Source organism: Gordonibacter sp. RACS_AR68, from assembly GCF_030418485.1.
Lineage (GTDB): Bacteria > Actinomycetota > Coriobacteriia > Coriobacteriales > Eggerthellaceae > Gordonibacter > Gordonibacter urolithinfaciens.
In genome coordinates this window covers 275,945-302,507 of sequence record NZ_JAIPUP010000004.1, presented here as the reverse complement: position 1 = coordinate 302,507, position 26,563 = coordinate 275,945, and the positions used below count along the sequence as shown (strand labels likewise).

Below are 26,563 nucleotides of genomic sequence, written 5' to 3'. Positions count from 1 at the left end.
GCGGACCTGTTGCGAGGAGGAACCATGGCCGTCAACCGTCAGAAGCTCAAGCTGCTGTATCTCATGCGGATGCTCGAGGAGGAGACCGATGCCGAGCAGGGGCTCACGATGGCGCAGATCCTCGAGCGGCTGGAGGCACAGGGCATCACGGCCGAGCGCAAAGGCATCTACCGCGACATCGAGGCGCTGCGCGAGTTCGGCTTGGACGTGCGCACCTACCAGCGCGCGCCGGTGGAGTACGCGCTGGAGCGGCGCGACTTCGCTTTCCACGAGCTGTTGCTGCTGGTGGACGCCGTGCAGAGCTCGCGCTTCCTCACGCAGCGCAAAAGCGACGCGCTCGTGGCCGGCGTGAAGCGGCTCGCCACGAAGCGCCAGCGCAAGCTGCTCGACAAGCGCGTGCACGTGGAAGGCCGCATTAAGATGCAGAACGAGTCGGTGTTCTACAGCGTCGACCGTATCCAGGAGGCCTTGGCGGGCAAGCGCAAGATATCCTTCACCTACTTCAAGTACGACGCCGAGAAGCGCAAGAAGCTGCAGCATGACGGCAGGCGCTACGTGGAGACGCCCGTGCAGCTCGTGTACTCCGAGGGCTACTACTACCTGGTGGCGTTCAACGAGAAGCACGACGGGTTCGCGAACTATCGCGTGGATCGCATGGATCGCATCGAGGTGCTGGAGGAGCCGGCCGCCAAGAACGAGCGCATCGCCACGTTCGACCCGTGCGAGCTGGAGAGCCGTGCGTTCGGCATGTACGCGGGCGAGCCGGTCCCGATGACGCTGCTCGTGGACGAGTCCGTGATGGGCGCTGTGATCGACCGCTTCGGCAAGGACGTCGAGTCCCTGCCGGCGGGCGAGGGCTGGGCGCGCGTGTACGCCGTGGTCATGAAAAGCCCCGTGCTGTTCGGCTGGCTCGCGCAGTTCGGCGACCGGGTGCACATCGAGAAGCCCGCCTCGCTCGCGGCCGAGTATCGCGACTACCTGGCGGGCATCGTCGCCTCGTACGGGGAGTGACGCTTCGGCGCGGCCGCGGCTAGACCGCGTGGGCGAGCGGCCATGCGTCGCGGTTGCCCAGGAACAGCCGTCCTCCATCGTCGAGCACGACCTCCACGTCCTCGAGCAGGCCGCCTCGGCCGGTGACGAGCACGAGGTCGGCCACCGTCCGCCCGATGGCGTACGAGCAGGGGCGGAAGCTCTCCCAACGTAGGCCCGTCACGGGGGCGTCCGTGGCGATGCAGCCGGAATACAGGGCGATGCACGGCTCCCTCATGGCGAACGCTGCGAGGTCGCCCGACTCGAGCCGCAGGATGGTCGGCGCGTTCGGCAGCCATGACCGCTCCCGCTCATTCCAGAGCGTCACCACGTCGGCCACGCATGCGCCGATCGCGCCCCGTGCTTGCCGACGGTTGGCCTCCGCGAGGCCGCGGGCATCGTCGAACCAGCGCTGGTACAGGTTCGCGAACGCCGTCGCGGCCTCCACCGGCATGCTCATCGCGCGTCCTTCACGAAGGTCTCCCTGCGCATCTTGCTTTGCGGGGCGTGACGGTTCGTCCACGGTGCCTCCTAGGTCTCGGTTTTCGCCTGTATCGCCATCATACGCGCGCGGCTCGGAGCGGCTGTCCTTCCTATGGGACAGCTCCGCACATTTCTCGCGCGGCGGCCGACCCTCTCGGCCGCCAAGGTTTCCAACGTGTTTCGATGCGATGGGGCTTTCTTGGAGTTGACCTGCGCGCATTGACGGGATGGGCGCAGTTCGTGGATGATCGTTGCAACACGTACGGACACTTTGGCAAGGAGCGGAACTATGGCGAAGACGCGCATCGGCATTTACGGATACGGCAACCTGGGGCGTGGCGTGGAGCTGGCCTGCCGGCAGAACGAGGACCTGGAGCTTGCGGCGCTGTTCACGCGGCGCGACCCGGCGAGCGTGCAGCCGCTGACCGCCGGCGTGCCCGTGTACGCGGCCGATGACCTGGCGGCGCACACGGGCGACGTGGACGTGCTCGTGCTGTGCGGTGGCAGCGCGCGCGACCTGCCCGAGCAGACGCCCGCTTGCGCGAGCCTGTTCAACGTGGTGGACTCGTTCGACACGCACGCGAACATCCCCGCCCACTTCGCCGACGTGGACGTGGAGGCGAAGGCGGGCGGCAAGGTGGCCTTGATCTCCGGCGGCTGGGATCCGGGCATGTTCTCGCTCGCGCGCCTGTACGCCACGAGCATCCTGCCCGAGGGGCACGACTACACCTTCTGGGGCCGCGGCGTGTCCCAGGGCCACAGCGACGCCATCCGCCGCATCGAGGGCGTGGCCGACGCACGCCAGTACACCGTTCCCGTGCCCGCGGCGCTCGAGGCCGTGCGCGCTGGCGAGAACCCCGAGCTCACCACCCGCCAGAAGCACACGCGCGAGTGCTTCGTCGTGGCGGAGGAGGGCGCCGACACGGCCGCCATCGAGCGCGCCATCGTGGAGATGCCGAACTACTTCGCCGACTACGACACCACGGTGACGTTCGTGTCGCAGGAGGAGCTCGACCGCGACCACGCCGGCATCCCGCACGGCGGTTCCGTGATCCGCTCGGGCGTGACCGGCCAGGACGGCGAGCACGGCCACGTGGTGGAGTACTCGCTGAAGCTGGATTCGAACCCCGAGTTCACCGGCAGCGTGCTGGCGGCCTGTGCCCGTGCGGTGCACCGCCTGTCCGCCGAGGGGCAGACGGGCTGCAAGACGCTGTTCGACGTCCCGCCCGCGTATCTGTCGCCCTTGAGCGCCGAGGAGCTGCGCGCGAGCATGCTGTAGGTTTCGCGCAGCAGAACGGCGAGAGGCTGGCAAACGAGCTGCGCGGCCATGGGGCCGCGAGAACAACCTTGGACGGGCGGGCTGCGCAAGCGGTCCGCCCGTTCTCGTCTCAGAGCAGGATCGTTGCCAACGCCGCGGCTGCGAACAGGATACCGGCCCCGGTGGCGAACGTGCGCTCGCGGGCGGTCAGCCCGAACGCGGTGCCTTGCAGGCAAAGGGCCGTGCGCGCTGCGTGGGCGGGGGACGGGAAGTCCGGGCGGCAGGTGTCTTTCGGCCGGGCCGCCGCCTCGCGGCTTGCAGCGGGAAGCGCCGCCGCCGGCAAGGCGCGCGCATGCTGCGGCAGGCGGCCTGCGCCGCCGGGGCAGGCGATCACGCGGATGGCGGGGGCATCCTGCCCGGTGCGCGCATGCGCTCCGCGGACGGTGGCGCCGTGCGAGGGCGAGGGTGCTTCGGCAAGGGGGTAATTCGTGGCAAGGGCGGCGTTGGCGACCATGGTGCCTCCTGGGGTCGTGCGTTGAATGGTGGCCCCATCATACGCGCCGCCGCCTGCTTGCTTGTCCTACTAACGGGACGGTTGATGTAAATTCTCTCGTTTCCGCGCATAAAAAAGCGGCGCGCAGGTTTCTGCGCGCCGCCGTGGCCGAAAACCTATTCCCTGCCCGACCAGCAGTACGTGCATACCTTCTCGCGGTCGATGCCGATGGCCTCCAGCATGCCGTCGAGCGACTGGTAGCCCAGCGAGTCGAAGCCCATCTTCTCGCAGATGGACTTCAGCATGCACTGGCCGCGCTCGGTGGAGCTGTCGGCGTACTCGTCGAGGTGCTTCTGCCCTTCGTCGCCTTCAAGCTCCTGCACCACGCGGCGCGCGATGAGCTCCATCTCGGAGCGGCTGCGCGAGAAGCTCAGGTACTTGCAGCCGAACATGATGGGCGGGCAGGCCGAGCGCATGTGCACCTCGGTGGCGCCGCATTCGTGCAGGTAGTTCACTGTGCCCTGCAGCTGCGTGCCGCGCACGATGGAGTCGTCCACGAACAGGAGCCGCTTGCCGTTGATGAGCTCGGGCACGGGGATGAGCTTCATCTTCGCCACGCGGTTGCGCACGTCCTGATTAGCGGGCATGAACGAGCGCGGCCAGGTGGGGGTGTACTTGATGAACGGGCGGCCGAAGGGGGCCTTGCTCTCGGTGGAGTAACCGATGGCATGCGGTACGCCCGAGTCGGGCACGCCGGCCACGTAGTCCACGTCGGGCACGCCGCCCGCCGCTGCCTCGTCGCGCGCCATGATCGCGCCGTTGCGGTAGCGCATGACCTCTACGTTCACGCCCTCGTAGTTGGAGTTGGGGTAGCCGTAGTAGACCCACAGGAAGGCGCAGATCTTCATCTGCGTGCCAGCAGGGGAGATGGTCTCGTAGCCGTCCGCGTCCACGCGCACGATCTCGCCCGGCCCCAGCTCGTACTCGTCGTGATAGCCCAGCTTGTGGTAGGCGAACGATTCGAACGAGATGCAGAAGCCCTCGCCGTCCTTTCCGATGAGCACCGGCAGGCGTCCCATGCTGTCGCGTGCGGCGATGATCGTCCCGTCGCTCGTCATGATGAGCAGGGTGAGCGAGCCCTCGATCTCTTTCTGGGCGTGCTTGATGCCCTCCACGAAATTGTCCTTCTGGTTTATAAGCGCGGCCACCAGCTCCGTGGTGTTCACGGCTCCCGAGCTCATGGCCATGAACTGTCGGCTGCCGCTGGAGAAGTAGCGCTCCACCAGCTGCTCGGCATTGTTGATGGCGCCTACGGTGGTGATGCCGAACGTGCCCAGGTGCGAGCGCACGAGCAGCGGCTGCGGGTCGGTGTCGCTGATGCAGCCGATACCGCTCATGCCCTTGAATCCGGGAAGATCGTCCTCGAAGCGGGTGCGGAAGGGCGTGTTCTCTATCGAGTGGATCTCGCGCTGGAAGCCCACTTCCTCGTCGTGGAAGATCATGCCTGCGCGCCGTGTCCCCAGATGCGAGTGGTAGTCCACCCCGAAAAATACGTCCAGCACCACATCGTGATGCGATGCAGCCCCGAAGAATCCGCCCATTGGTTTGCCTTTCGTCTTGCCCGTAGCCTGCAGTGCCAACAAAGGTACCAGTATAAGGCTCCCGGCGCGCGTCTGGGGCGAGGCGGGCAGGCGATTCGCGGTTTCTGCACGAGAAGCCCCGAGAGCGGCCGGGCGGTCGCGGCGGGTCGACCGCGGCGTGGGCTGCCCGCTAGGCGCCGAGGTGCGTCGTGTGGAGGGTCTTGTAGACGGCGCCGGTGCGCTCGAGGGTGCTCTTGTAGAGCGTGACGGCGGCGGCCCGGTCGTCGCGGGGGAAGGCGAGCGGCGGCAGGCTCGCCTTGGGGATGCGGGCGCGGCGGGCGAGGGTGATGTGCGGCTTGAACGGCTTCGCGTCGAAGGGCACGCCGCGGGAGGCCAGCTCGTCGCGCAGGTGCTCGGAGAGGTCCTCGAGCTCGCGGGTGGGCACCACGCCCAGCCAGAGCGTCGCGTCGCTCGCGCGACCGAACTTGCCCAGGCCGTCGCTCGCCAGCACGACGGGGGCCGTATTCGCGCACGCGGCGTCGAGGGCGTCGGCCGCGCGGGCCGCCTGCGCCTCGTCGACCTCGCCGAGGAAGGCGAGCGTGAGGTGGTAGGTCGAGCGCGGCAGGAAGCGGCCCTCCACAGCGGCTCCCATCTGGCGGGCAAGTGCGGCGACGTCGTCGGCGAAGTCCGGCGGCAAATCGAGCGCGACGAACGTCCTCATGAGGTTTCCTTTCCGAAGCCGTCGAGCAGCGGCGTGAGCGGGCCCTTCGCCAGCACGTCGACGCGGCGGGTGGCGCGCGAGATGGTGGTGTAGAGGCGGCGGCGCGAGAGGTCGTCGCCAGGGAAGACGCGCGCCGAGGCGTCCGGCACGACGACGTGGTCGAACTCGAGGCCCTTCGCCAGCTTGAGCGTGATGAGCACGACGCCGCTCGCGGGGAGCTCGTCGTGCTCGTCCAAGAGCGGCGGCGCGTCCTCGCCGAGCAGCTGCTGGAGCCGTTTGGCCTCGTGCTTCCACGGCGCGATGACGGCGGCGAGCCCCTCGCCTGCGCGCGCCCCGGCCACGGCGGCGCGCAGGGCGTCCGCGTAGGCGGCGTCGTCGTCGAAGGCGCGGAGGGCCGGCGGCTCGTCGGCGCGCTGGATGGAGGAGACCTGGAGCTGCTCCTCGGGCGGCAGCAGGCTCGCGAACAGGGCGGTGATCTCGGGCGTCGAGCGGTAGCTCGTCATGAGGCGGCATTCCTCCACCGCGCCGCGCGCGGCCTGGAACACCTCGCGCACGTCGTCGAACGCAGCCGTGTCGGGCGCGATGGCCTGGTTCGGGTCGCCCAAGAGCAGGAAGTTCGCCCGCCGGAAGTAGCGCGCGAGCACGGCCAGCTGGGCGGCGGTGTAGTCCTGCACCTCGTCCACCATCACGTACTTCGCATCCGGGTTGCCCAGTCCCGTGAGCGCCATCTTCAGGTAGAGCCACTCGAGCGGCGCGAGGCCGTCGGTTTCGAGGAGGCGCATGCCGATGCGGTCGATGCGTAGCCAGTCATCGTTCTCCACGGCGGCGAAGGCGTCGGCGTAGCGGTCGGTCAGGTAGCGCAGGGCGAGCGCGCGCTCCTCCTGCTCGTCGGTCGGCGCGATGAGCTCGCCGAAGATGCGCAGCTGCTCGTCGGCCTCGAGGGCCTCCAGCTCGTCGAGCGCCTCGTCGGTTCCGGCCATCTGCTTCAGGCGGCTCTCCAGGCGCGCGTGCAGCTCCTCGCGCATGAGCGTGATACGATGCGGGCCGGCGGGGATGCGGCCGAGCTTGTCGGCCAGCTTGCGGATCTGGTCGGCGGCGATGAGGCGCTTCTCATCCACGCGGATGTCTTTGAAGTCGTTCGCGTCAAACTCGAACGATTCGATGGCCCTATCGATGCGCGCGAGCGCGGAGAGCGGCACGTCCACGCGGCCGCTGCCGCGGTCGGGCGGCAGCAGGCGGCGCGCGAACTCGTCCCAGGTGAGGCTTTCCGGGTTGCGCTCGCCCAGGTCGGGGAGGACGCTCGCGATGTAGTGGCTGAACACCGGGTTCGGCGAGACGAGGAAGACCTCGCTCGCATCGAGGCTGCCGCGCTGCTGGTAGAAGAGGTAGGCGATGCGCTGCAACAGCACCGACGTCTTCCCACTGCCCGCGATGCCGCTCACCAGCAGCACCGGCACGTCCTCGTGGCGCACGACGGTGTTCTGCTCCTTCTGGATGGTGGCCGTGATGGCTTTCATCTGCGCGGTGCGCTGCTTCGAAAGCGACGCCAGGAGGAGCGAGTCCTGGATGGCGACCGTGGTGTCGAAGTAGGCGTTCAGGCGGTCTTCCTCGATGTCGAACTGGCGGCGCAGCTTGAGGTCGGCTTCGATGGTGCGGCCGTCGGCCACGTACGAGGTGCGGCCGTTGTCCTGGTTGTAGTAGGTCTCGGCCACCGGCGAGCGCCAGTCCACCACGAGGCGGCGGTAGTTCTCGTCCGAGATGCCGGCCGTGCCGATGTAGAGCTCCTTGGGAGGTTGGCCGGGCTTGAACTGCAGGGCGACCTTGGCGAAGTAAGGCTGCTTGAGCAGGAGCTCCACCTTGGCGAGCTCGGCGGCGTCGGCGTCCTGCGCGAGGTTGTACCCGTCGATCACGCGGTTCATGGCTGCGAAGTCGGCGTAGGTCTCCATCGCGTCGGCGTAGGTGGCGAAGTTGGGCGCGAGCTCTTCCGCCATCGCCTTCTTGTCGGCCGCCGCCTCGCGCTGCGCGCGCTCCATCTTGCGCACGAGGGCGCGCCCGATCTGCCGGAGCTTCGCGTAAGTTTCAGCGAGGTGACTCTGCTCCTGGTCGAAGACGGGATCGGCGCTGTCGTCGGCGGGGTTCTGGAAGGGTTTGGTCGGCACGGGTTCTCCTTGCGGCGCGCATCGGTCAGGTTGAAAAGTTCGCCGAAACATTCTACCGGATTCGAGCGCGCGAATGGCCGTTGTCAGCGATTCGTGGAGAGGGGGAGGCTCGAGTAAGCGGAGCCGTCTCTGTCGCCCATGGGAGCGTCGGTCAGATCAAAATGCCGTTGCAGTGGTCGATCTCGTGCTGGATGATCTGCGCGGTGAAGCCGGTGAACGTTTGCTCGCGCGGTTGGAAGCCTCGGTCCTCGAAGCGCACCTTGATGGTGCGGTAGCGCGTTGTGCGGCGGCTGCCAGGAAGCGACAGGCAGCCCTCCTCGGCCTCGTACGCGCCCGAGCGGCTGACGATCTCCGGGTTGAACATGATGCGCGGGGTACCCTCGTCGTCGAAGACGATGATGCGCTTGGCCGTGCCGATCATGTTGGCCGCCATGCCGACGCACTCGTGGGCATGCGCCGCGAGCGTGTCGAGCAGGTCCTGCGCCGTCTGGGCGTCGGCTGCCATGGCGGCCGATGAGGGCAGCGAGAGGAACATCCGGTTCGTCATGATGGGCCTGATCATAGTCAAAAGCCTCCTGTTGTGTTTCGGGCGCACGACGAAGCTTGAGCTACGTCAGCTCGCTCCACCATGGTTCGTGCGCAATATCCCTGACTTCCGGCAGCGAAGGGAAATCAACGCCAAGGGTCTTCGCCATTTTCTTGAGAGCCACGCGGAATATGCCCGCCATCGTGGCTGCGTTGAAATATGGCTGCCCATAGTGAATACTTGCTTCTTGGGTTGCCCTATCGAGATGGTCGTTGAAAAGCTTTTGTGCCAAAGGGGAATCCACGGGGATTCCCGCAGATTCCAATATGGCCTCCGCCTCTTTCAGTACACTGTGCCTGTATATGAAGCGGTATTCCTTCATTCCGACGATTTTCCAAAACGTGCCATAGTATGAAACACCGTAAGCTTTCAGCCAGTCCCACATGATTTCCGGGTCGTTGACGTTTGGTCCTTCTGCATGGCATCGGTGGCAGAGAAGAACTATGTTCGATGGTTCGTCTTTTCCACCTAGGGCGTGGGGCACAATATGACATCGCTCCAGGTTTCTCTTGCAGCCACACCTCCAACAGTGAGTTTCAGCTTCGCTCCAGTCTACGCTCAGTCCGCATTCGTTTACATGTCCCGACCAATAGTCTATCGACTCCTGAACGGTTGTCTTTATGCGTTGTCTATCATTCATGAGACGATCTTTTCCGAGGGAGCTCTCGTATTTTTGCGCGGATAACGCGTCCCCTCATTTCATCAAATTGCGTTGATTGAGCGAGAAGGCGAGCGTAGACATTGGCTGATAATTCAGGAGAACAAGGCTTAAAGGGACCTCCTGTTGCTCATATCCTCAGACCAGCTTGCCCTTGCAGTGGTCGATCATGTGCTGGATGAGCTCGGCGGTCCAGCCGGTGAAGTTGCGCTTGCGGCTGACGAGGGCGCCGTCCACCAGCTCGTCGTAGACCACCTTGACGCGCTCGTAGCGGGTGACCTTGGACTCTGACTCCAGGGTGAGGCAGCCCTCGACCGTCTTGTACGCGCCGAGCGCCTGCTTGAGAACCGGGTTGTACATGACGTGCGGCTGCTCGCTCTCGTCGTGGTAGACGATGACGGCCTTCGCCACGCCTATCTGGTTGGCCGCCAGGCACGCCGCCTCGTCGAGCGAGGCGAGGGTGTCGAGCAGGTCCTGCGCCACGGCGGCGTCCTCGGCGGTGGCGGGCTCGCACGGCTGCGAGAGGATGGCTTCGTCGGTCACGAGTTCTTTGATCATGATGCGGTTGCTCCGTCCGGTTGGCTCTGCGTCTCGCCGGCTTGCGGCGCTCATTGCGCCGGGCCGGCTTCGGTTCGGATGAATTCTACCATGAAGAGGCTTAAGGTTTGCGCATCAGGTGGCGGTCGAGCCGAGCGCGCGCACGGCCTCGAGGGCCGCGGTGACGTCGGCGGCGACGAGCGGGGCCGTGCTGTCGGGATAGCGGCCGGGATCGACTCCCTCGAGCGCCTCGGCGATGCGCGGCACGAGCGTGGGCTGTGCCTGGGCGAGGGCGGGCGCAGCCTGGACGCACTGGCGCCGTGGTGGGCTTCGGGTCGTTGAACAGGCGCGCGAGGTCATCGAAGATGCCGGCCGTGCGCTCCTCGGCGTCCCAACGGGCGTTCGCGACGATCAGCAGGAAGCCGCGCGTGCGGGCGAAGGCGCTCTTCGCATGCAGCAGGCGGGCGAACGTGTCGAAGTACGCGGAGACGGCGTCGGTGGCCTCGCTCAGCGCAAGGAGCTCTTTGAGCGCCGTGTAGGCATCTGCGTTGTCGCGGCCCTGCAGGCGCTCCGTGAGGAGCTCGATCTGCGCGTTCTCGCCGTTGCCTTTCACGGCTTCAGCCCTCCTTGTTCTTGCGCTTGAGCTTGCCGGCCAGGCGCGACGCCTTCTCGGCGGCGGCGCGGCCGAGTTTGGGGGCATCGTCATGGACGTGGGTCGCGGCGGCCTTGGTCCCGTCGGACACCGCATGCCCAGCTTGGGGGCCGTCTCTCGCACGTGCCCGGCGACCGTCTTCGCACCCGACGCCGCCGCCTGCGCGCCGGTCTGGGCCCCTGCGGCGACGGTCTTCGCCCCCGCCTTCGCCGCATGCGCGACCTCGGGTGCGACCTCCTTGGCCTTCGCGACGGCCTTGCGCACGTAGGGCTCGGCGGCCGGCGCCACCATGGGGGCAACCTTCGCCACCTTCTTCACCGTGGGCATGGCGCGGGTCGCCACGCGCTTGGCCCCGGCGGGAAGGGGAGCGAAGCGCAGCACCTGCTCGGCGACGTCGACGGCCTTGTTGAAGGTCGCGGCGTACTCGGCCGCCGTCTTCTTCGGAGCGCCTTCGCCCTGCGCCGACGCGGCGTCGGCATAGGCGGAATCGGACTGGGGTGCTGCTGCGTTCGGCGCGTTATCGGAAGGGCGGTTGTCCATGATGTTCCTTTCGCGGCGCGACGAGGAATCGGCTCGCGATCATTGTGCCACAGATTTGCACAGCATGGACGCCGACGCCCCTGCCTAAACCCTTCTTGCCCTAAAGCTCGCGCAGCGATCTTCCCTCTTCTGTCTTCCAGTCGGCCGTTCGAGCTGCGGCCGAGTACGACCGATGACGCTGCCGATGGCGAGCTGAACTCGTAGTCTTGCGAAAAGGAGTCGCCCGCTATGACGCCTGTCCCCATGAGCTGTATCCCATGGTCGGTCGTTCCATTCTGTTGAGTTTGTCGAATGGGGACAGTGTATCAAGGATGGCGCGTGAGGTTCCTAATCCGAGTGCCCCAGGTACGCGAAGACGCTGCGCGCGGCCAGGAAGACGCCGATGAGGGTCGTGCCGATGCCGATGCCGAACAGCACGCCGCTGATAAAATCGGTCAGGTCCGAGCCGCCGAACAGGGGCGAGAGAGCGAGCAGGCCGAGACCCATCACGATGAGCGCGATGGCAATGATGGTGACGCGTTGGTTCTCGAGCCGCTGGATGCGCGCGAGCATCTCGATCATCTGATCGTTGTCGTACATGCGTAGGTTCTTGCGCTCGTTCTCCTCGCCGTCGAGCAGCTCGCTCACGGAGATGCCGAGGGCGTCGCACAGCTCGTTCACGACGGCGTAGTCGGGCATGCACTTGCCGCGCTCCCACTTCGAGACGGACTTGCTCGAGATGCCGAGCCGCTTCGCCAGCTGCGCCTGCGTGAGGTTAAGCTCCCTGCGCTTGCGCGCGATGAACATGCCGGTTGCGATCTGGTTCACGGTTGGCCTCCTGGGGCGTGGTTGGTCGATGGGGCCATTGTCGCGTGTAGGGGCCCGCGAGTCCACCTCCCAGAGGGCGAATGTGGGGGCAACCGAGAGGGTCTGTCTCTTGTCTTGTAAAACAAAAGGAACAAATTATTAGCTATTCAGTTCCCATTATAAAAAATGGCTGCTATATAAGCCATGATTGACTTCGAACAAAAGAACCCGGGCGAGATAGGTGCGTCGGTTGCGGCGTGGGTTCGGGCGCGCCGCAAAGAACTCGGGCTCACACAACAGCAGCTCAACAGCAAGGCCGGCATGTCGCTAGCGTCATATAAGCGTTTCGAGCAAAAAGGACTGGTGGCATTCGATTCGCTTATCCGTATCGCCATCGCTCTCGGATGCGAGGACGACTTCGGCAGCTTGTTCGCCAAGCGCGGTGATTCTTCGATAGAGGAAGTTATCCGTGGCCGGAAGCGCTGACGACTGTCGAATCGAGACCGGTGGCATTCGGGGATTCGCCGATGATTTGTCCTTGACGCATCTTCGCGTCGCACGTTTCAGTACGCCGATTCTTGGATCGAAGACGGGTTCGTTCAACGTCCTAGTGGGAAACAGGGACGATCATGCGAAGAACTTCACGTTTTTGCACGACAATGCGTTCGATTCGTGGACGCTGTCGCCGGCGTACGACCTCACGAGGAATTCCTGCATAAACGGCGAGCATGCCGCGATGGTCAACGGGAAAGGGGCCGACATCACGCACGATGACTTGCTGGCGGTGGGAACGCGGGCTGGCCTGCCGCCTCGCAGAACTCGTGCGATGCTGGACGAAGTCGAGGAAGTCGTGAGGGGAGCGTTGGGGAAGCAGGGCTGAGGCGCGTAGGTCCATGCTATGCTGATGCGAGTCGTTTCTCGAGACGGGAGTCCTTGTGGATGACGGTTCGCTGCGGGTTGCGCACGCACTGATTGCCGACGCGGAGTACCGCTTCGTCGAGAAGCTTGCTTCGGCCACGGATGGCGGCGAAGTTGTGGTGTGCGAAGCTCTCGACGGTTCGAGGCGCTACGCAACGTGCGAGGCATGGGAAACCGGCTGTGCCCGCTTCGAGGCCCGTCGATCGGCGGACGAGGGCGTCGTGACCTCGGCAAGCTCGAGCGCCGAGAAGCTTGCGCTGTTCAACTCGCTGTTCGCTGTGCGAAACGACGTGTTTGCGAAGAGCTGCTTCAGCAAGAAGACGGCGCGCGTCGGCTATGCGCCCGCATGCGCTCATGAGTGGAAAGGCGGCGTGTGCGTGAAACCCCGCGTTAAGTGCGCGGACTGTTTGCATCGTGAGTTCTTGCCTCTCGACGGTGAGGTTCTCAAGGCGCATTTCCGCGGCACAGGGCGGGAAGGCGTCGGGGTGTCGCGGGCTACCTGCTTATCGACGACGACAGGACGCGCGTGCTCGCGGTGGACTTCGACAAGGACGATTGGCGGCAGGCGGTCGGCGCATTTAGCGGCGTGTGCGAGCGGGAGGGCGTGCCCGTCGCCATCGAGCGCTCGCGGTCGGGCAACGGCGCGCATGTGTGGGTGTTCTTTAGCGAGCTGGTTGCCGCGTCGGATGCCCGCAAGCTCGGATGCGCTCTGCTGATGCGCGCGATGCGGATCGATCCGAGTGTGCGATTCGGATCGTACGACCGTCTGTTCCCCAACCAGGACTCCACGCCGACTGGCGGTTTCGGCAATGCGATCGCGTTGCCGTTCCAGGGCGACGCGCGACGTGACGGCAACTCGCTGTTCGTCGACGCGTCGTTTCGGCCCTATGCGGATCAGTGGAGGTTCCTCTCGCCGGTCGAGCGCATGACGTCGGACGATCTCATGCGGCTGCTGCGGCGCTTCGGCAAGCGCATCCTCGGCGACCTGGCAGACGCAGACGCCTCGTCTGCGAGCGAGCTGCTCGATGCGGAAGCGTCAGCGTGCAAGGGCGGTGAGGGAGGCGAGGTTTTGCCGTGGGCCTCGAAGGCGCGTGCGAAGCTGGGGCCGGGGGATATGCCCGCGCAGGTGCGCATCGTGCGTTCGAACCTGCTGTTCGTGTCGAAGGAGGGCTTGTTGGCTGCGGCGATCGACCGGATCGGGCGCCTAGCCGCGTTCGGCAACCCCGATTTCTACCGAGCGCAAGCTATGCGCCAGTCGGTGTACGGCAAAGAGGGGGTGCTGCACTTCGCCGAGGATGCTGGAGACTGGATCGGGCTGCCACGCGGATGCGAGGATTAGGTGACGAAGCTGCTCGCAACGTGCAGTGCGCAACCGACGTTCGAAGAGGCGCGTTGCGAGGGCCGGCCGATCAAGGTTGAATTCAGGGGTGAGCTGCGGCCCGATCAGGCACCCGCCGTCCAGGCGCTCGCAGCATGCGACATCGGCGTGCTGGTGGCCCCACCGGCGTTCGGCAAGACCGTGGCGGCCGCCAACTTGATCGCGTGCCGCAAGGTGAGCACGCTCGTCCTCGTTGAGAAGGTGACGCTGCTCGAGCAATGGAAGGAGCGGCTCGAACAGTTCCTGGACATCGACGAGGAGCTGCCGGAGCTGCTGACGCCGACCGGCCGCAAGAGCAGGAAGAATCGCTCCATTATCGGCCAGATCGGTGGAGGGAAGCGCCTGCCGAGCGGCGTCGTCGATATCGCACTCGTCCCGGCGCTGTTCGAGAAAGGCGACCTTCCCGGCGAGAAACGCGTGGCTGCCCTCGTAGGAAGCTATGGGATGGTGATCTGCGACGAGTGCCATCATGTGTCGGCATTCAGCTTCGAGAAGGTCATGCGCGCGGTGAAGGCCCACTACGTGCACGGGCTGACGGGAACGCCCAAGCGTTCCGATGGACTGCAATCCATCGCTTTCATGCAGTGCGGGCCGGTCCGTTACCAAGCGGGGAGAGGGGCGGTCGGCGAAGAGGCACCGCTTGCGCGCGTGATGGTGCCTCGCTTCACGAAAACCCGCCTCGACGACGTCGATCAGGAGAACTTCACCCAGCTGGTGGACGGGCTCTGTGTCGATGAGGCACGCAACGGCCTGATCGTGCGGGATGTCGCACGCGTGCTTGACGGGGGAGGGACCGCGCTCGTTTTGACGCGCCGTGTGGAGCATGCGGCGAGGCTAGAAAAGGGGCTCGCCTCGCAGGGGTACGAGACGATGCTGCTGGTGGGATCGGATCCGCAGAGGATCAAGCGGGAGAAGCTGCGCATGCTCGGACAGTTCGCGTCCGGCAAGCCGTTTGCCATCGTGGCAACGGGGAGCTACGTGGGTGAAGGGTTCGACGACGACCGGCTGGATGCGCTGTTCATGGCCGGGCCGGTGTCGTGGAGTGGGCTCGTGGCGCAGTACGCGGGCCGCCTCCATCGGCGGCGCGAGGGGAAGAACGAGGTGGTCGTGTACGATTACGTCGACGTCAACGTGCGGATGCTCGACCGAATGTACCGCAAGCGCCTGAAGGAGTACGCTGCGCAAGGCTACGAGTTGCGTCCGGCGGGCGTCGAAGGCGATGTGCGCGGCGAGTTCGTGACTCCAGAATCGTACCTGGAGCGGTTCGAGCTGGACGTGACGAAGGCGGCGAAGACTCTGGTGGTAGCGAGCTCGGAGGTACTCAAGCGCCGCGTTGAGCTGCTGGTGCCCTGCCTGGAGGCGGCGGTTGCGCGAGGCGTGGATGTGCAGGCGACCTTGCCCGATCCCGAGGAAGCAAAGCCGAAGAAGGTGCAGGCAATCGCCGATGCCGCCGCGCTGCTCAAGCAAGTCGGAGCCCGAGTATCCTTCCGCGAAGCCTGCCCCAACCTCGTAGTCGCCGACAGCGCCACAGTCTGGTATGGCGGCATAGCCCCCTTCGCCTACCCCAGGGCTGACGACCAAGTGTTGCGTTTCATCAGCGGAGAAGTAGCTCGCGAGTTGCTGGGATTATTCGGAAGCGAATAAACGTCGTGGGAGGGGATATGCGCCGATTCAAGGCCAGATCAGAAGTGAATTTCATCACTATATTAAAGAAAGAGCTTGAATTGAATTCTATGATGATAAGAATTCGACAGTGAGTATAAAAACCTTTATTTGAGTGATTAGATAATCGGTACAGTACGCTATTTGCCGTTAGATATTAAAATTTCACTAATTATCTTCCTTCTCGTAGAGGATGAAGCGATGCCGCTAAAACGATCTACTCGTTGTATTGACCAGATTTCCGAGCTGTATAACTCCCAAATGGAAGGATGATCGGCGTTAGATGCAAGAATCTTCACTCCACGCTCGGCGGCTCTTTTTAATAAGACGGACAGCCTCTTCTGATCCTCCCAGGAAAACATGGTTTCATTGTATTTCACAAAGCCATTGTTGTTGTGCTGAACGGTGTAAGGTGGGTCCGCGTAAATGAACTCGCCTTTTTTTGCGCTATCGATAGTTTTTTCAAAATCTTGGGCGACTATTTCCGCATTACACAGTGCTTCCGACCAATCGGAAAAAGAGTCGTCATTCTGGAGAACGTGCTTTTTTGTTCCAATGGGAACGTTGAAGCCGCCATTCTTATTGACGCGATATAAGCCATTAAAACATGTGCGATTCAAATAAATGAACCGCGCAGCTCTTTCGAAAGGGTCATCGTACTCCTGGCTTCTGATAAGATAATAGTAGTCTCGGCAATGCTTCGCGTCGTGAATTTTTAAATGATTATGCACCGCTTTGGGATTATCTTTGATAGCTTGATATGTCTCAATAAGATTGGCGTTAGAATCAGCGATTAGCGCAGTTTGTGGGCTGCAATAAAAAAAGACAGCACCGCTTCCGACAAAGGGTTCGATATGGCGAACGGTATTTGTCGGAATGTGATCAGAATAATCATTAACGAGCCAGCGCTTGCCTCCAGCCCAGTTCAGAAAAGGTTTCATGCTGTTGATCCGCGAAAATCGATAGACGTTTTCGTAATCAGCTTTTGGTACACGTAGTCGATGTATTCGAAATCGTCTTTGCGGTAATTTCGACTTTCTGTTGGATGGGCGGGGATTCTCCTTAACTCATTAATCTTTTCCATCCATTTTAAATTTTTCGTTTTTCCTTTCTCGCCTAATTCCGGAATATCGAAATACTCTTTGAAAAGAGGCCAGTTTTCTTTTCTTTCGATTATCTTCTTGTGCTCAATGAATTCTACGTAGTTTTCGAGTGCAAGGCCCCTGTTAGGCTCGTCAAGTGATTTCTGATAGGCGCTGCTCATGATGGTCTTGTCTTTCACGCCTTCATGCCAGTAACCACTAACCTCTTCACCATAGACCTCTTTTAGAGTATCAAATACAATCCTATTGACTATAATAGAGATCTCTTTGATCTGTTTGTCCGCCTCAGCAATCTTTTCGGCCGATTGGCTTTCAAGCCACTCCAGATATCCTGTGGGGCAAAAATCGTCATATTCAGGATTTACTAATTGACAGAGCTTGTAAAAATATGTGCTTGGAGCGCCTGATCCGTATTGGATTTTGAAACGTTCATTCATTTTGAGAAAGTTTGCTTTTGCGAGCCAACCGCGAATGGGGTCAAGATAGGTATTTACTTCGAGCAGGAGATCCAAGGGTTCTAGTTCTCTCGCATTCGAATTCGTTTTATTCTCCCAATATGAAATAACTGAGCTTAGAAACAGCATATAACCTTGTAAGCTGATATTTGTGCAGAGCAGCCCCCCTCGACCGGCGTCCCAAATCTCAGGGTTTGCGCTTCTGATCAAGTCAAAAAAGCCATTAAGAACCTCTCGTGCTCGCTCTAGAGTGAGAGTATCCGTCTCTCCGCAGAGCGGACCGGGCAGATATTCTTTATTATGCCGCATACTCGTGCCAATAAGGCCTGATTTCCTGAGCCCATTTTTGAGTTCCGGGATAGTGAGGCATGTTAAGTCGGTGCTCGTTATGCCTTGCTGCGTTATTCTCCCATAAAGAGGTTCTCCAAGATCTTCATTCAGAACCGAAAGCAGGCGAGAGGCAACGGCGCCGATTCTTTCACTTGGCTTTTTTGACCCCCATTTCAAATCGCCCTCAAGATCGTCGAGTAGGTTTTTGGGAACCGATTTTTGCTCGTGGTTTATTGTGACAAAGAGGTTCGCCTCTTCTGTCGGATCGAGTTCTTCGAATGCTACGACCATAATATTTTGGTCTAGATGATGATCGTTGAGAGAAGCGTATCCGTACAATCTATGTTGTCCATCAATGATCCATGCAGAGCAATATTGGGAAGGTAAGTACAAATATCCATAGGCGTTATCGCAGGACGGGTTGCGGGTGATTTGCTCGAATCGGCACTTGCTTGTGAAATTGACAAGTATGTTTGTAGGGAAAAAGCCTCCATTTTGTATAAACTTTGAGATCTGCGATAGACGAGTTTTGTTTATAAGACGTTGGTAAGCGGGTGCTCCCTCTGGATCATTCAAGGAGCGGTGATTAACGAACGAGATCTTCAATAGTTGCCTTGGGGTTGATACAAAAGAATAGTACTGATGGCCTCCAAGCTTTCCTTTTATGGCAGGAATTTTTATATTGCTCAATGCGGGAATTTTTTGATTTTTTAAAAATTCGGCCAAAAATTGATAACGTGCAGCAGCTCCTAAATGCTCCGCAACCTGCAAATAATATCGAAGTTCTTTTTCTGTAACGATATGAATGTTCTTTTGCTCTGCAAGTTGCTTATCCAGTTTCGTCCACAAAACATTATGTGTGACGATGATCCATATAATTTTGAGCTTCGCGCCCTCGTTTTCATAGTAATGATTGATTGAGCTTGCGGCGGGGCCCTTAAGCTCGGAAAAGGACAGAATCTCGTTTGTCATGCTTATTCGCGTGGGCTCTTCAAACGATCGACATTGTGCGACAACTACGGTTTCGTCGTCTTTGGCGAGAACGCTGAAAGGCTCGTAAAAGGGTTCCTGCGCTTTTCTCTCTATGCGTACAAGGAATGCGTCGCCGTGACTCATTTCCGGGTATCCTAGCTTATGAAATAGTAGCCAGACCTTGTTCTCTAATTGTTTGTCCGAAGGCCATTCTTTTCTTAGTCGGGCTTTTCTTACAAGCTCTTGACTAATTTTATAGCCTTGATCTTCGTAGCGAGGAACGTCTGATTTGTTAACAGATATCTCTTCAAAGGCCTTTTTGCGCCACTTCGCTTCCCTTTTTAGCAAAGCTTGATCCGAGCATACTTCGGAGAGATAAGCGGGGTCGTTCATGGTTCCTCACTAAAAAGATGAATGTCTATTATGCTTATATATTACATCATCATCTATGTTTTGACAGACTCTTCTAAAGAGAGTCTGTTGCTCGGAGATGGCGAGGTTGCTTGAGGCTTTTTATGTTTGATTTCGTAAGCATGAGCATACGTTACCCTGAAAACTCTGAAATTCCTGGATTGAGCTCATTTTGCAAGATAAATTTCTTCTCTTGATAAGGCATCTATGTTTACATGGATTGATTGGTTCAATCTTTAGAAACTGTTTGTTTCGAAAAAGAACTTTGGAATAACCAGAATGAATCCGCTTGTTTCTCGCGCGCGATCGGGAGACGGCTCGGCTACTGCGAGTGGACACTGCGGAATTCGCCTCCTGTATGAAATATGGTCACATTCTTACTAGGCTGCTGGTATAGTTTTCCAAAATCGAGTTTATGGCGATCTATTCTGGTCTAAATCATTGGAGAGCTATGAAGGAATTGGATGATGAAGATGTATGTCCATGTGGTCGAGGAATGTCGTATGCAGAGTGCTGCAAGTCAAATGGGATCCGATGGTATAGAGACGGGGATGCTCTTCAACAGCAGTATGAAGCTCAATTACCGCAAGAAGGCATCGAGTCTTTCGAAAAGTATAAGCAAAAATTCTTCACATTGTTTGGTCGTGAGCCTGTCGATGGTGACTTGCTTCTATTTGACGTTTCAGCTCATGACAGTGAATTCTTTCGAAAAGGCATTACCTTTTTGCGCAATTTAGGTCTCCCTAAAGAATGGATATACGCGTATTACAGAACGGACGGCTTGATGCCGACGATCGAAAATGAGAAGTACTTATCCAAAAATGATCTTGATCTATTTGGGGACTACTGCCGCGAGTACACTGATTTAATGGACACAGACTTTGGAGACGGCCAGATTAATGTACTCCTTTTAACATCCATTGCCAATGAGATGCTTGAATCGACTTGTGATACTACTTTAGTTCACGTATTGAGTGGTCTGGAATACTTCTTGAACACTACTAGTGATAAAAAAGGTTATATAGTAAACCCTCCGAACTCTCTGAATGAGTACTCATCGTTCATTGCGATTCGAACAATTAAGGCGCTAAGGTCTATTCGTATGTTGGCGGTATCATACGAAACCGAATCTATCTATTCGATCGGCCGAAGCTTGTTCGAGTGCTACGTGTACTTGAAGAATATCAATAGCGATCAAGCCTTTTTTACTGAAGAGATTTACCCCATTTTGACCTCTCACGAGTATGGTTTCGAGGTTAAGGATGGTCAGATTAATTACAGTAAGATGCATATATCAAAAGCAATAAGCAGCACAAAGCGCGAAAAGAGTAAAACCCTATATCAGTTGAACAAACAATCTGGCCCCAAGGTCGACTCAGATCTTTACGATTGTTACTATCGGCCAGCTTGTCAATTTGTTCACATCGATGCTTTTACTGCGCGCTGCTGTTTTTATGAAGAAGACCTTTATACGGAATTTGACAGCTCTCTGGTTGCGACAATTTGCGCATTGGCAACTGCAGTTTTGGTTCTCGAACAGCTTGCGAAACTCTCATTTATTTCTGGTCGACAAGCGAGGGATTTAGCGCACCTGGCGTCTAAGTGCGCTCACGGAATTTGCGATTGCCTTACGATGCTGATCGTCGATCCGGAACAAAACGAAGACGAATACGGTCACCTCCTTGAAAGGCTTAAAATGGTTGATGGAAATAGTTGGGCATTTGACGAAAAAACTCAATTAGAAGCGTAAAAATGTGCATAGAGGTTCTTGATAAAACGCACCAATCAATTCCAGCTCTCCAAAGTTCATATTTTCAAAAAAGGCTTTCATTGTGGCGAGTTCGTTATCCTTCATACTGCTGATCTGCGCTGCTTCTTTTTCCGAGAGTTGGGCCTTTCCAGACAAGCGGTAAAACGTCTCACGCAGTTCTTGCGACTCGGCATCAGGCAGGTCGTTGAAAAACATCCATTCGTTATGAATTGCTCGCATCAGCACATACTCGTGTAAACGCGTTACAGGGTGATAAAGACTTTCATCCTTGATCCATTCATAAAGTGTTTTTAGCTTACTAAAACAACGATTTGGATCCTGATTTACTAAGTATTCGGGAAAATACCACTTAAGCTCTTGCTCCAGATACTCTTCGTCGGTCTCATCGATAAGATATTCGGTTGCTGATTCAAGAAATCCGTAACCGATGTAATTCAGCTCATCGAGCATTCTCCGAGAGTATTCCTTTTCCGGGAAAAGAATCACTTTATTCCCACTCGATCGTCGCAGGCGGTTTGCTCGTGATGTCGTAGACCACGCGGTTGACTCCCGCCACTTCGTTCACGATCCTGCTTGAGATCACGTCCAGCACGTCGTAGGGCAGCTTTGCCCAGTCGGCGGTCATGGCGTCGCTTGACTCCACGGCGCGGACGACGATGGGGTAGCCGTACGTCCGCTCGTCGCCCATGACGCCTACGCTCTTGATTTCGGGCAGCACGGCGAAGTACTGCCATACGCTGCGCTCGCTGTTTCGCTCGCCGGTCTCTTCGAAAACGCGGGCGTTGTAGGCGTCCAGCTCCTCGCGGACGATGGCGTCGGCGTTCTTCAAAATCTCCAGCTTCTCTCGCGTCACGGTGCCGATGATACGGATGGCCAGGCCCGGCCCCGGGAAGGGCTGGCGGTGCACGATGTGGTCGGGCAGCCCGAGCGCCGTGCCCAGCGCGCGCACCTCGTCCTTGAAGAAGTGATCCAGCGGCTCGATCAGGTCGAACGACACGCCGTCGGGGAAGGGGATCAGGTTGTGGTGGCTCTTGATGGTGGATGCCTTGCCGCCGGTCTTGCGGGCGCCGCTCTCGATGATGTCGGGGTAGATGGTGCCCTGGGCCAGGTACTTCACCGGCCGGCCGCCCTCGGCGAGGTCCTCCGCCACGGCGAAGAACTCCTTCCAGAACTGCGAGCCGATGATGCGGCGCTTCTGCTCGGGCTCGACGACGTCGGCCAGCAGGGCGGCGTAGCGATCCTCGGCGTGCACGTGCACGAAGTCCACGTCGAACTGCTTCGTGAACACCTCTTCCACTTCTTCGGGCTCGTTCTTGCGCAGCAGGCCGTGGTTGATGAACACGCAGGTCAGCTGTTTGCCGATGGCCTTCGCGCACAGTGCGGCCACCACGGAGGAGTCCACGCCGCCCGACAGGCCCAGGATCACGCGGTCGCCGCCCACCTGCGCGCGGATGGCCGCGACGGCGTCGTCGATGATGGAGTTCATCGTCCAGCTGGCCTCGAGGCCGCAGATGCCGAACAGGAAGTTGCGCAAAAGCTCGTCGCCGTACGGCGTATGGCGCACCTCGGGGTGGAACTGCGTCGCGTACAAACGGCGCTCGGCGCACTCCATCGAAGCCACGGGACACGTGGCGGTCGAGGCCGTCACCGCGAAGCCCGCGGGCACCTCGGCCACGGCGTCGCGGTGGCTCATCCACACCGTCTGCTCGACGGGCGTCTCGCCGTACAGCGCGGACGCGCCCTCGTCGCGGCGCGTCAAGGAGGCCGCCCCGTACTCGCCGGCTTCGGTGTGGCCGACCGTGCCGCCCAGCGTCACGGCCATGATCTGCTGCCCGTAGCAGAAGCCGAGCACCGGAATGCCCAGCTCGAAGATGCCCGGATCGATGGACGGCGCGTCCTCGGCGTACACGCTGGCCGGCCCGCCCGACAGGATGATGGCCGCCGGCGCCAGCGCGGCAACCTCGGAGGCGGTGACGTCGCACGGGACGATCTCCGAGTACACGTGCAGATCGCGCACGCGGCGGGCGATCAGCTGCCCGTACTGCGCTCCGAAATCGACGACGATGACCAACTGGCTGGACGGGGTGGCAGGCATGGGGCTCTCCTTCGCGCGGGCGGCGGCCAAGCGGAGGCGCCCGCAGTACGCATCTCTCTTCTCAGCGTCCCATCTTACACGAATCACCGTCTCCGGCGCAGGTCGCAGCTTCATATACGCGCACTGCACAAAAAACAGCATGAGCCGCCGGCCTGACAGCCTTTATAATCAAATTGAGCCATCACTCGCCATGCGAAGGGGAATCCAATGGGAGACATCAAGCTGTTCAACATCAAGCCTTCGGTGCGCGCCATCGAGCTCAAGCCGGCAAAGCTCGAGAAAGGCGTGCAGCAGCTCATCGAGGCGAACATGGAGGCCTTCTTCGGCATCAGGTTCTTGCAAACGGAGTACGTCATCAACCATGCGGGGGAATACGAGAACCAGGCCGGTCGGATCGACAGCCTCGGTATTGACGAGAACAACTCTCCGATCGTGTTCGAGTACAAACGCGACTCCAACGAGAACGTCATCAATCAGGGACTGTTCTACTTGGACTGGCTCATGGATCATCGTGCGGACTTCTGGCGGCTAGTGCTCGACAAGCTCGGCAAGCAGGTCGCCGACTCGATAGACTGGAGCTCTCCGGCGGTGTACTGCGTCGCCAGCTCCTTCGGAAAATACGATCTCCACGCAATCAAGCAGATGAATCGCAACATCCGGCTCGTCCGCTACGCGAAGAGCGACGACGTCATCCTGTTCGAGTTCTTGAACGCGCCGTCGACCGCTCCGTCGGTTTCGGCGACGACGGGCGGATCGCTCGGCAAGAAATACGTGGACAAGACATTCGCCGAGCAGCTGGCCGGAGCGCCGGAGAAGCTGCGCGAGGTGGTCGACGAGGTCCGCCATTACATGGCCTCGTTCGGCGACGACGTGTCGGAGAACGAGCTGAAGCTCTACCTCGCCATCAAGAAGGTGCGCAACATCGTGTGCATAGAGGTCAACCAGAAGCGGGTGATCCTTCATTTGGCGCTCGACGCCTCGACGGTTGCGGAGACGAGTTTGGTGAGGGACTGCTCGGGCAAAGGCCATTGGGGAACAGGCGATATCGAGGTCGGCCTCACCTCGCTCGACGAGCTCGAAGAGGTGAAGCCCCTTCTCGAGCGCGCCTACCTGGAGAACTAGCGTCCTCCTGGCATCCGCGGCGTCCCGATCACCTTCCCAATCCGCCCGTGTTCCCCCTGTGGTTTCTTCGACCTCGCCGGTCGGCGTCGTGTACAATGCCCGGCATGGAGAAAGCGAACAGGGACAGAGGCGAGCTCGACGAGGAGCGCAGGCGCGACCTGCATGCCTCGTTCAACCGGCGCATCTCGTACCTGTGCAAGCTGGCGGCGCTTGTGATAGCCGTCGTGGCGTTCGCCACCATCGCCGTGGGGCAGGAAGCCCCCAAGTTCGTGCTCATGGGGCTGTGCCTCTCGGTCGCCCTGCTGGCCATCGCCATGCTGCAGGACCATTACCAGCACAAACAGTAATATCGAAGGACAACGAGGAAGTACTCGCGCATGATCATCGAAGCATTGAAAGCGTTTCTCATCGGCATCGTGGAGGGCATCACCGAGTGGCTGCCCATCTCGTCCACCGGCCACATGATTCTCGTGGACGAGTTCGTGAAGCTGCAGGTGTCTGACGAATTCCTCAAGCTCTTCCTCGTGGTCATCCAGCTGGGTGCCATCATGGCCGTGCTCATCCTGTACTTCCATAAGCTCAACCCCTTCTCGCCGAAGAAGACGAGCGTGCAGAAGAAGAGTACCTGGCGCCTCTGGGGCATGGTGGCCATCGGCTGCATCCCGGCCGCCATCATCGGGCTTCTGTTCGACGACTGGGTCAACGAGCACTTCTACAACAAGGTGACCGTCGCGGCCATGCTCATCGTGTACGGCGTGGCGTTCATCGTGCTGGAGCGTCGCAACCGCCGCCGCCTGCGCGAGGCGGAGGCGGTCCTCGCCGCGCCGCGCGGCCGCCACGCGCGCCAGCCGTACGGCGACGTGGCCGACGAGGCCGAGGCGCAGCTGTTCAAGATCACCGACGTGGACGAGATCGACTGGAAGACCGCTCTCAAGATCGGCTGCTTCCAGGTGCTCGCCATCATCCCCGGCACGAGCCGCTCCGGCGCCACCATCATCGGCGGCATGCTGTCGGGCTGCTCGCGTACCGCGGCGGCCGAGTTCACGTTCTTCTTGGCCATTCCCATCATGTTCGGCTGGGGCCTGGTGAAGTGCCTCAAGTTCTTCGCCGCGGGCCTGGCCATGACCATGACGGAGGTCGTCGTGCTCGCGGTGGGCATCGTGACGGCGTTCGTCATGTCGGTGGTAGCCATCAAGTTCCTCATGGGCTACATCAAGAAGAACGACTTCACCGCGTTCGGCTGGTACCGCATCGTGGTGGGCGTGCTGGTGCTGGGCTACTTCGTGTTCGAGTCGATGGGCATGCTGCCGTAGGGCTCGTCGCATTTGCGCGTCGCCTCCGCCTCGCGGTCTACCATATCGATGAGCCGCTGCTGCGAGTTGATGCCCATTTTGCGGTAGATATGGGCGATGTGAGTTTTCGCCGTATTGCCGCTGATAAACAGCTTCTGCTGGATGTACTCGGCGTTTCGTCCCTTCGCCAAACATAAAAACACCTCCATCTCGCGCTGCGACAGGTCGTACTGACGCATCACGGCGTCGCAGCGCTCGCGGAACGGCGCGGCGTTCTTCGGCGGGTCGATGATCGGCGGGCTGTCGGCCCCGGCCGTCATGACTGCGAGCAGCGCCTCCTTCGTCTCCGAGTCGTCTGCCCCGTAGAGTGCGAACGCCGCCACCACGACCACGGCGATGATGCACGACAGCAGCGCGAGCTGCTCGGCGGCGAGCGGGAAGGCGTGGAACGCGAAGTAGGCAACGAGCACGCCCGCCGTGAAACCCGTCCACTGCGCGAAGCGGCCCTTGGCGTAGCGCCTGACCGGGTAGAGCTGGAACTCGGCATTCGAGACCACGAGGTCGGTCCACTCCATGAGCGTCGCATAGGCGAACGTCCCGATGGCTACGGCCCCGCATGCGGTGCGTCCCACTTCGTCGCAGAACGGGATGAACAGGATGGAGGCGGCCACGATGGGCACGGTGGCCCGTTGCATGGTGCCCACATCCCACCTCGACCTCGTGCGTTTGACGGCCCAGAGTATGGCCACTCCGGCGCCCACCACGCCGGCAGCGGCGGCTACGAGAACCGAAGGCAGGCCCATGAGCGCAAGCATGACCACGACGTAACCGTATACGAGCCCGTTTGTCGCCACCGACAACGCTGCTTTCAAAGTGATCGCGGGCTCGCGGTGGAACCCCTTCATGGCCGCAAGCTCTTCCTCACCGGTTTTCCGCAGCAGAAAGTATGCCAGAAGGTCGCAGGCAACGAGGCAAAACGCTATGCCGAGCAATCCTACAAGAGGTTCGCCGGCTCCGGCCACCAGCAGGAACAGGGGCGTGGCGAGCGCTCCGCCGCAGGCGATGGAGAGCGCCGTCCACTTCGCCGGCATCATGCTGAAGAGCACCGCCCACGACAGGGAGAGCGCGAGCTCCGCAGCGCCGAGCAGCACCCACGCGGCCACCAGCACGGGTAGCACGGCGTCACCGCCCACGGCCCCGCTCCAGCAGAGCGCCGAGAGGGCGAACGCGGGCGCCAGCAGCGCGAGCGAGCCGGGGAGTACGAGCCTCTTCAGCCGGTCGAACACGGCATCGGGCCTTCGCAGGCAGAACAACAGCGCGGCGTTGGCTGTCACACGCGACACGATGAGGCAGGCTACGCCGACCTCCACGGCCTCGAACGACAAGAGCGGCAACGCCGGCGAGAATACGATATAGGTTCCCCAGACGGTCAGGCAGGCGAACCCTAAGGTTGCCAGCACGCAGGCCGCCGATCCTCGCATGGCCGAGGCGCTTCCCTCCGCCTCCCTCCCGTTTCGATCGCTTTGGTTCTCTGCCATTCTGCCGCCTCTCGTCCTCGCGGATCACTCTGCG

26 protein-coding genes and 1 pseudogene are annotated in these 26,563 nt (G+C 60.6%); 10 read left to right on the top strand and 17 right to left on the bottom strand.

The window, feature by feature from the left end; genetic code table 11:
* Positions 1-24: 24 nt before the first annotated feature.
* Positions 25-1,011 carry a YafY family protein gene (locus tag K9U15_RS10535; RefSeq protein WP_114568894.1) on the top strand — a complete coding sequence of 329 codons (987 nt, stop codon included), beginning with the start codon at positions 25-27 and terminating at the stop codon, positions 1,009-1,011.
* A 19-nt stretch (positions 1,012-1,030) separates the two neighbouring features.
* Here K9U15_RS10535 and K9U15_RS10530 read toward each other — a convergent pair whose 3' ends face one another.
* Entirely contained in the window at positions 1,031-1,489 is a 459-nt protein-coding gene (locus K9U15_RS10530) for a hypothetical protein (protein WP_087190320.1), read from the bottom strand.
* Positions 1,490-1,801: 312 nt separating this feature from the next.
* On the opposite strand from K9U15_RS10530, the gene K9U15_RS10525 reads away from it, so the two are divergent.
* A complete protein-coding gene (locus K9U15_RS10525) occupies positions 1,802-2,791 on the top strand; it encodes a diaminopimelate dehydrogenase (protein WP_123674076.1) in 990 nt (329 codons plus the stop codon).
* Positions 2,792-2,900: 109 nt separating this feature from the next.
* On the opposite strand, the gene K9U15_RS10520 is transcribed toward K9U15_RS10525, so the two are convergent.
* From K9U15_RS10520 to K9U15_RS10480, 11 genes and pseudogenes are all read right to left on the bottom strand, one after another.
* The gene (locus K9U15_RS10520) at positions 2,901-3,284 is read right to left on the bottom strand and encodes a hypothetical protein (RefSeq protein WP_123674075.1); all 384 of its coding nucleotides are present in this window, start codon (positions 3,282-3,284) and stop codon (positions 2,901-2,903) included.
* Positions 3,285-3,439: 155 nt separating this feature from the next.
* A complete protein-coding gene (locus K9U15_RS10515) occupies positions 3,440-4,864 on the bottom strand; it encodes an amidophosphoribosyltransferase (RefSeq protein ID WP_087190323.1) in 1,425 nt (474 codons plus the stop codon).
* Positions 4,865-5,033: 169 nt separating this feature from the next.
* Positions 5,034-5,564 carry an RNA 2',3'-cyclic phosphodiesterase gene (thpR, locus tag K9U15_RS10510; protein WP_301156065.1) on the bottom strand — a complete coding sequence of 177 codons (531 nt, stop codon included), beginning with the start codon at positions 5,562-5,564 and terminating at the stop codon, positions 5,034-5,036.
* Complete coding sequence (locus K9U15_RS10505) at positions 5,561-7,723, bottom strand: UvrD-helicase domain-containing protein (protein ID WP_301156064.1); 2,163 nt, start codon at positions 7,721-7,723, stop codon at positions 5,561-5,563. The genes thpR and K9U15_RS10505 overlap by 4 nt, the downstream gene beginning before the upstream one ends.
* Before the next feature lie 151 nt (positions 7,724-7,874).
* On the bottom strand, positions 7,875-8,285 hold the full coding sequence (locus K9U15_RS10500; RefSeq protein ID WP_123674098.1) for a peptide deformylase: 411 nt from the start codon (positions 8,283-8,285) through the stop codon (positions 7,875-7,877).
* A gap of 46 nt (positions 8,286-8,331) precedes the next feature.
* Positions 8,332-8,949, bottom strand: a complete 618-nt coding sequence (locus tag K9U15_RS10495) for an HNH endonuclease signature motif containing protein (RefSeq protein WP_096227043.1) — start codon at positions 8,947-8,949, stop codon at positions 8,332-8,334.
* A 156-nt stretch (positions 8,950-9,105) separates the two neighbouring features.
* Complete coding sequence (locus K9U15_RS10490; protein WP_227114888.1) at positions 9,106-9,525, bottom strand: peptide deformylase; 420 nt, start codon at positions 9,523-9,525, stop codon at positions 9,106-9,108.
* A gap of 100 nt (positions 9,526-9,625) precedes the next feature.
* Positions 9,626-10,117, bottom strand: a complete 492-nt coding sequence (locus tag K9U15_RS14555; protein ID WP_367316884.1) for a hypothetical protein — start codon at positions 10,115-10,117, stop codon at positions 9,626-9,628.
* Between the two features lie 4 nt (positions 10,118-10,121).
* Positions 10,122-10,247, bottom strand: a complete 126-nt coding sequence (locus K9U15_RS14550) for a hypothetical protein (protein WP_367316883.1) — start codon at positions 10,245-10,247, stop codon at positions 10,122-10,124.
* Between the two features lie 595 nt (positions 10,248-10,842).
* Positions 10,843-10,941: pseudogene (locus K9U15_RS14545) on the bottom strand (DUF4357 domain-containing protein); the annotation flags it as partial.
* An 82-nt stretch (positions 10,942-11,023) separates the two neighbouring features.
* On the bottom strand, positions 11,024-11,503 hold the full coding sequence (locus K9U15_RS10480) for a helix-turn-helix domain-containing protein (protein WP_227114890.1): 480 nt from the start codon (positions 11,501-11,503) through the stop codon (positions 11,024-11,026).
* A gap of 183 nt (positions 11,504-11,686) precedes the next feature.
* Between K9U15_RS10480 and K9U15_RS10475 the strand changes: the two genes are divergently transcribed.
* The 4 genes from K9U15_RS10475 to K9U15_RS10460 all read left to right on the top strand — a co-directional run bounded on the left by K9U15_RS10475 (position 11,687) and on the right by K9U15_RS10460 (position 15,422).
* The gene (locus K9U15_RS10475) at positions 11,687-11,968 is read left to right on the top strand and encodes a helix-turn-helix domain-containing protein (RefSeq protein ID WP_227114891.1); all 282 of its coding nucleotides are present in this window, start codon (positions 11,687-11,689) and stop codon (positions 11,966-11,968) included.
* Entirely contained in the window at positions 11,952-12,362 is a 411-nt protein-coding gene (locus K9U15_RS10470; RefSeq protein WP_227114892.1) for a HipA domain-containing protein, read from the top strand. The genes K9U15_RS10475 and K9U15_RS10470 overlap by 17 nt, the downstream gene beginning before the upstream one ends.
* Positions 12,363-12,926: 564 nt before the next feature.
* Positions 12,927-13,739 (top strand): hypothetical protein, encoded by an 813-nt coding sequence (locus K9U15_RS10465; RefSeq protein ID WP_227114893.1) that lies wholly within the window; start codon positions 12,927-12,929, stop codon positions 13,737-13,739.
* Positions 13,740-15,422, top strand: coding sequence for a DEAD/DEAH box helicase family protein (locus K9U15_RS10460; RefSeq protein ID WP_301156062.1), 1,683 nt, complete (start codon positions 13,740-13,742; stop codon positions 15,420-15,422).
* 158 nt (positions 15,423-15,580) lie between these two features.
* Here K9U15_RS10460 and K9U15_RS10455 read toward each other — a convergent pair whose 3' ends face one another.
* Positions 15,581-16,381, bottom strand: coding sequence for a Dam family site-specific DNA-(adenine-N6)-methyltransferase (locus K9U15_RS10455; RefSeq protein ID WP_227114895.1), 801 nt, complete (start codon positions 16,379-16,381; stop codon positions 15,581-15,583).
* On the bottom strand, positions 16,378-18,693 hold the full coding sequence (locus K9U15_RS10450) for a DGQHR domain-containing protein (protein WP_301156060.1): 2,316 nt from the start codon (positions 18,691-18,693) through the stop codon (positions 16,378-16,380). Before K9U15_RS10450 ends, K9U15_RS10455 begins: the two co-directional genes overlap by 4 nt.
* 469 nt (positions 18,694-19,162) lie before the next feature.
* On the opposite strand from K9U15_RS10450, the gene K9U15_RS10445 reads away from it, so the two are divergent.
* Positions 19,163-20,461: a DUF5677 domain-containing protein gene (locus K9U15_RS10445; RefSeq protein WP_301156059.1), complete on the top strand. Its 1,299-nt coding sequence runs from the start codon at positions 19,163-19,165 to the stop codon at positions 20,459-20,461.
* Here K9U15_RS10445 and K9U15_RS10440 read toward each other — a convergent pair.
* Positions 20,450-20,932, bottom strand: coding sequence for a hypothetical protein (locus K9U15_RS10440; RefSeq protein WP_227114946.1), 483 nt, complete (start codon positions 20,930-20,932; stop codon positions 20,450-20,452). The genes K9U15_RS10445 and K9U15_RS10440 overlap by 12 nt on opposite strands.
* A gap of 37 nt (positions 20,933-20,969) precedes the next feature.
* Positions 20,970-22,577 (bottom strand): glutamine-hydrolyzing GMP synthase, encoded by a 1,608-nt coding sequence (guaA, locus tag K9U15_RS10435; protein ID WP_301156058.1) that lies wholly within the window; start codon positions 22,575-22,577, stop codon positions 20,970-20,972.
* A 207-nt stretch (positions 22,578-22,784) separates the two neighbouring features.
* Between guaA and K9U15_RS10430 the strand changes: the two genes are divergently transcribed.
* The 3 genes from K9U15_RS10430 to K9U15_RS10420 all read left to right on the top strand — a co-directional run bounded on the left by K9U15_RS10430 (position 22,785) and on the right by K9U15_RS10420 (position 25,012).
* The gene (locus K9U15_RS10430; RefSeq protein WP_096227018.1) at positions 22,785-23,699 is read left to right on the top strand and encodes a DUF5655 domain-containing protein; all 915 of its coding nucleotides are present in this window, start codon (positions 22,785-22,787) and stop codon (positions 23,697-23,699) included.
* Between the two features lie 104 nt (positions 23,700-23,803).
* The gene (locus K9U15_RS10425) at positions 23,804-24,046 is read left to right on the top strand and encodes a hypothetical protein (protein ID WP_227114948.1); all 243 of its coding nucleotides are present in this window, start codon (positions 23,804-23,806) and stop codon (positions 24,044-24,046) included.
* Between the two features lie 30 nt (positions 24,047-24,076).
* Complete coding sequence (locus K9U15_RS10420) at positions 24,077-25,012, top strand: undecaprenyl-diphosphate phosphatase (RefSeq protein ID WP_096227017.1); 936 nt, start codon at positions 24,077-24,079, stop codon at positions 25,010-25,012.
* Here the strand turns inward: K9U15_RS10420 and K9U15_RS10415 are convergent.
* Entirely contained in the window at positions 24,976-26,529 is a 1,554-nt protein-coding gene (locus K9U15_RS10415; protein ID WP_301156057.1) for a LuxR C-terminal-related transcriptional regulator, read from the bottom strand. The genes K9U15_RS10420 and K9U15_RS10415 overlap by 37 nt on opposite strands.
* Positions 26,530-26,563 lie beyond the last annotated feature (34 nt).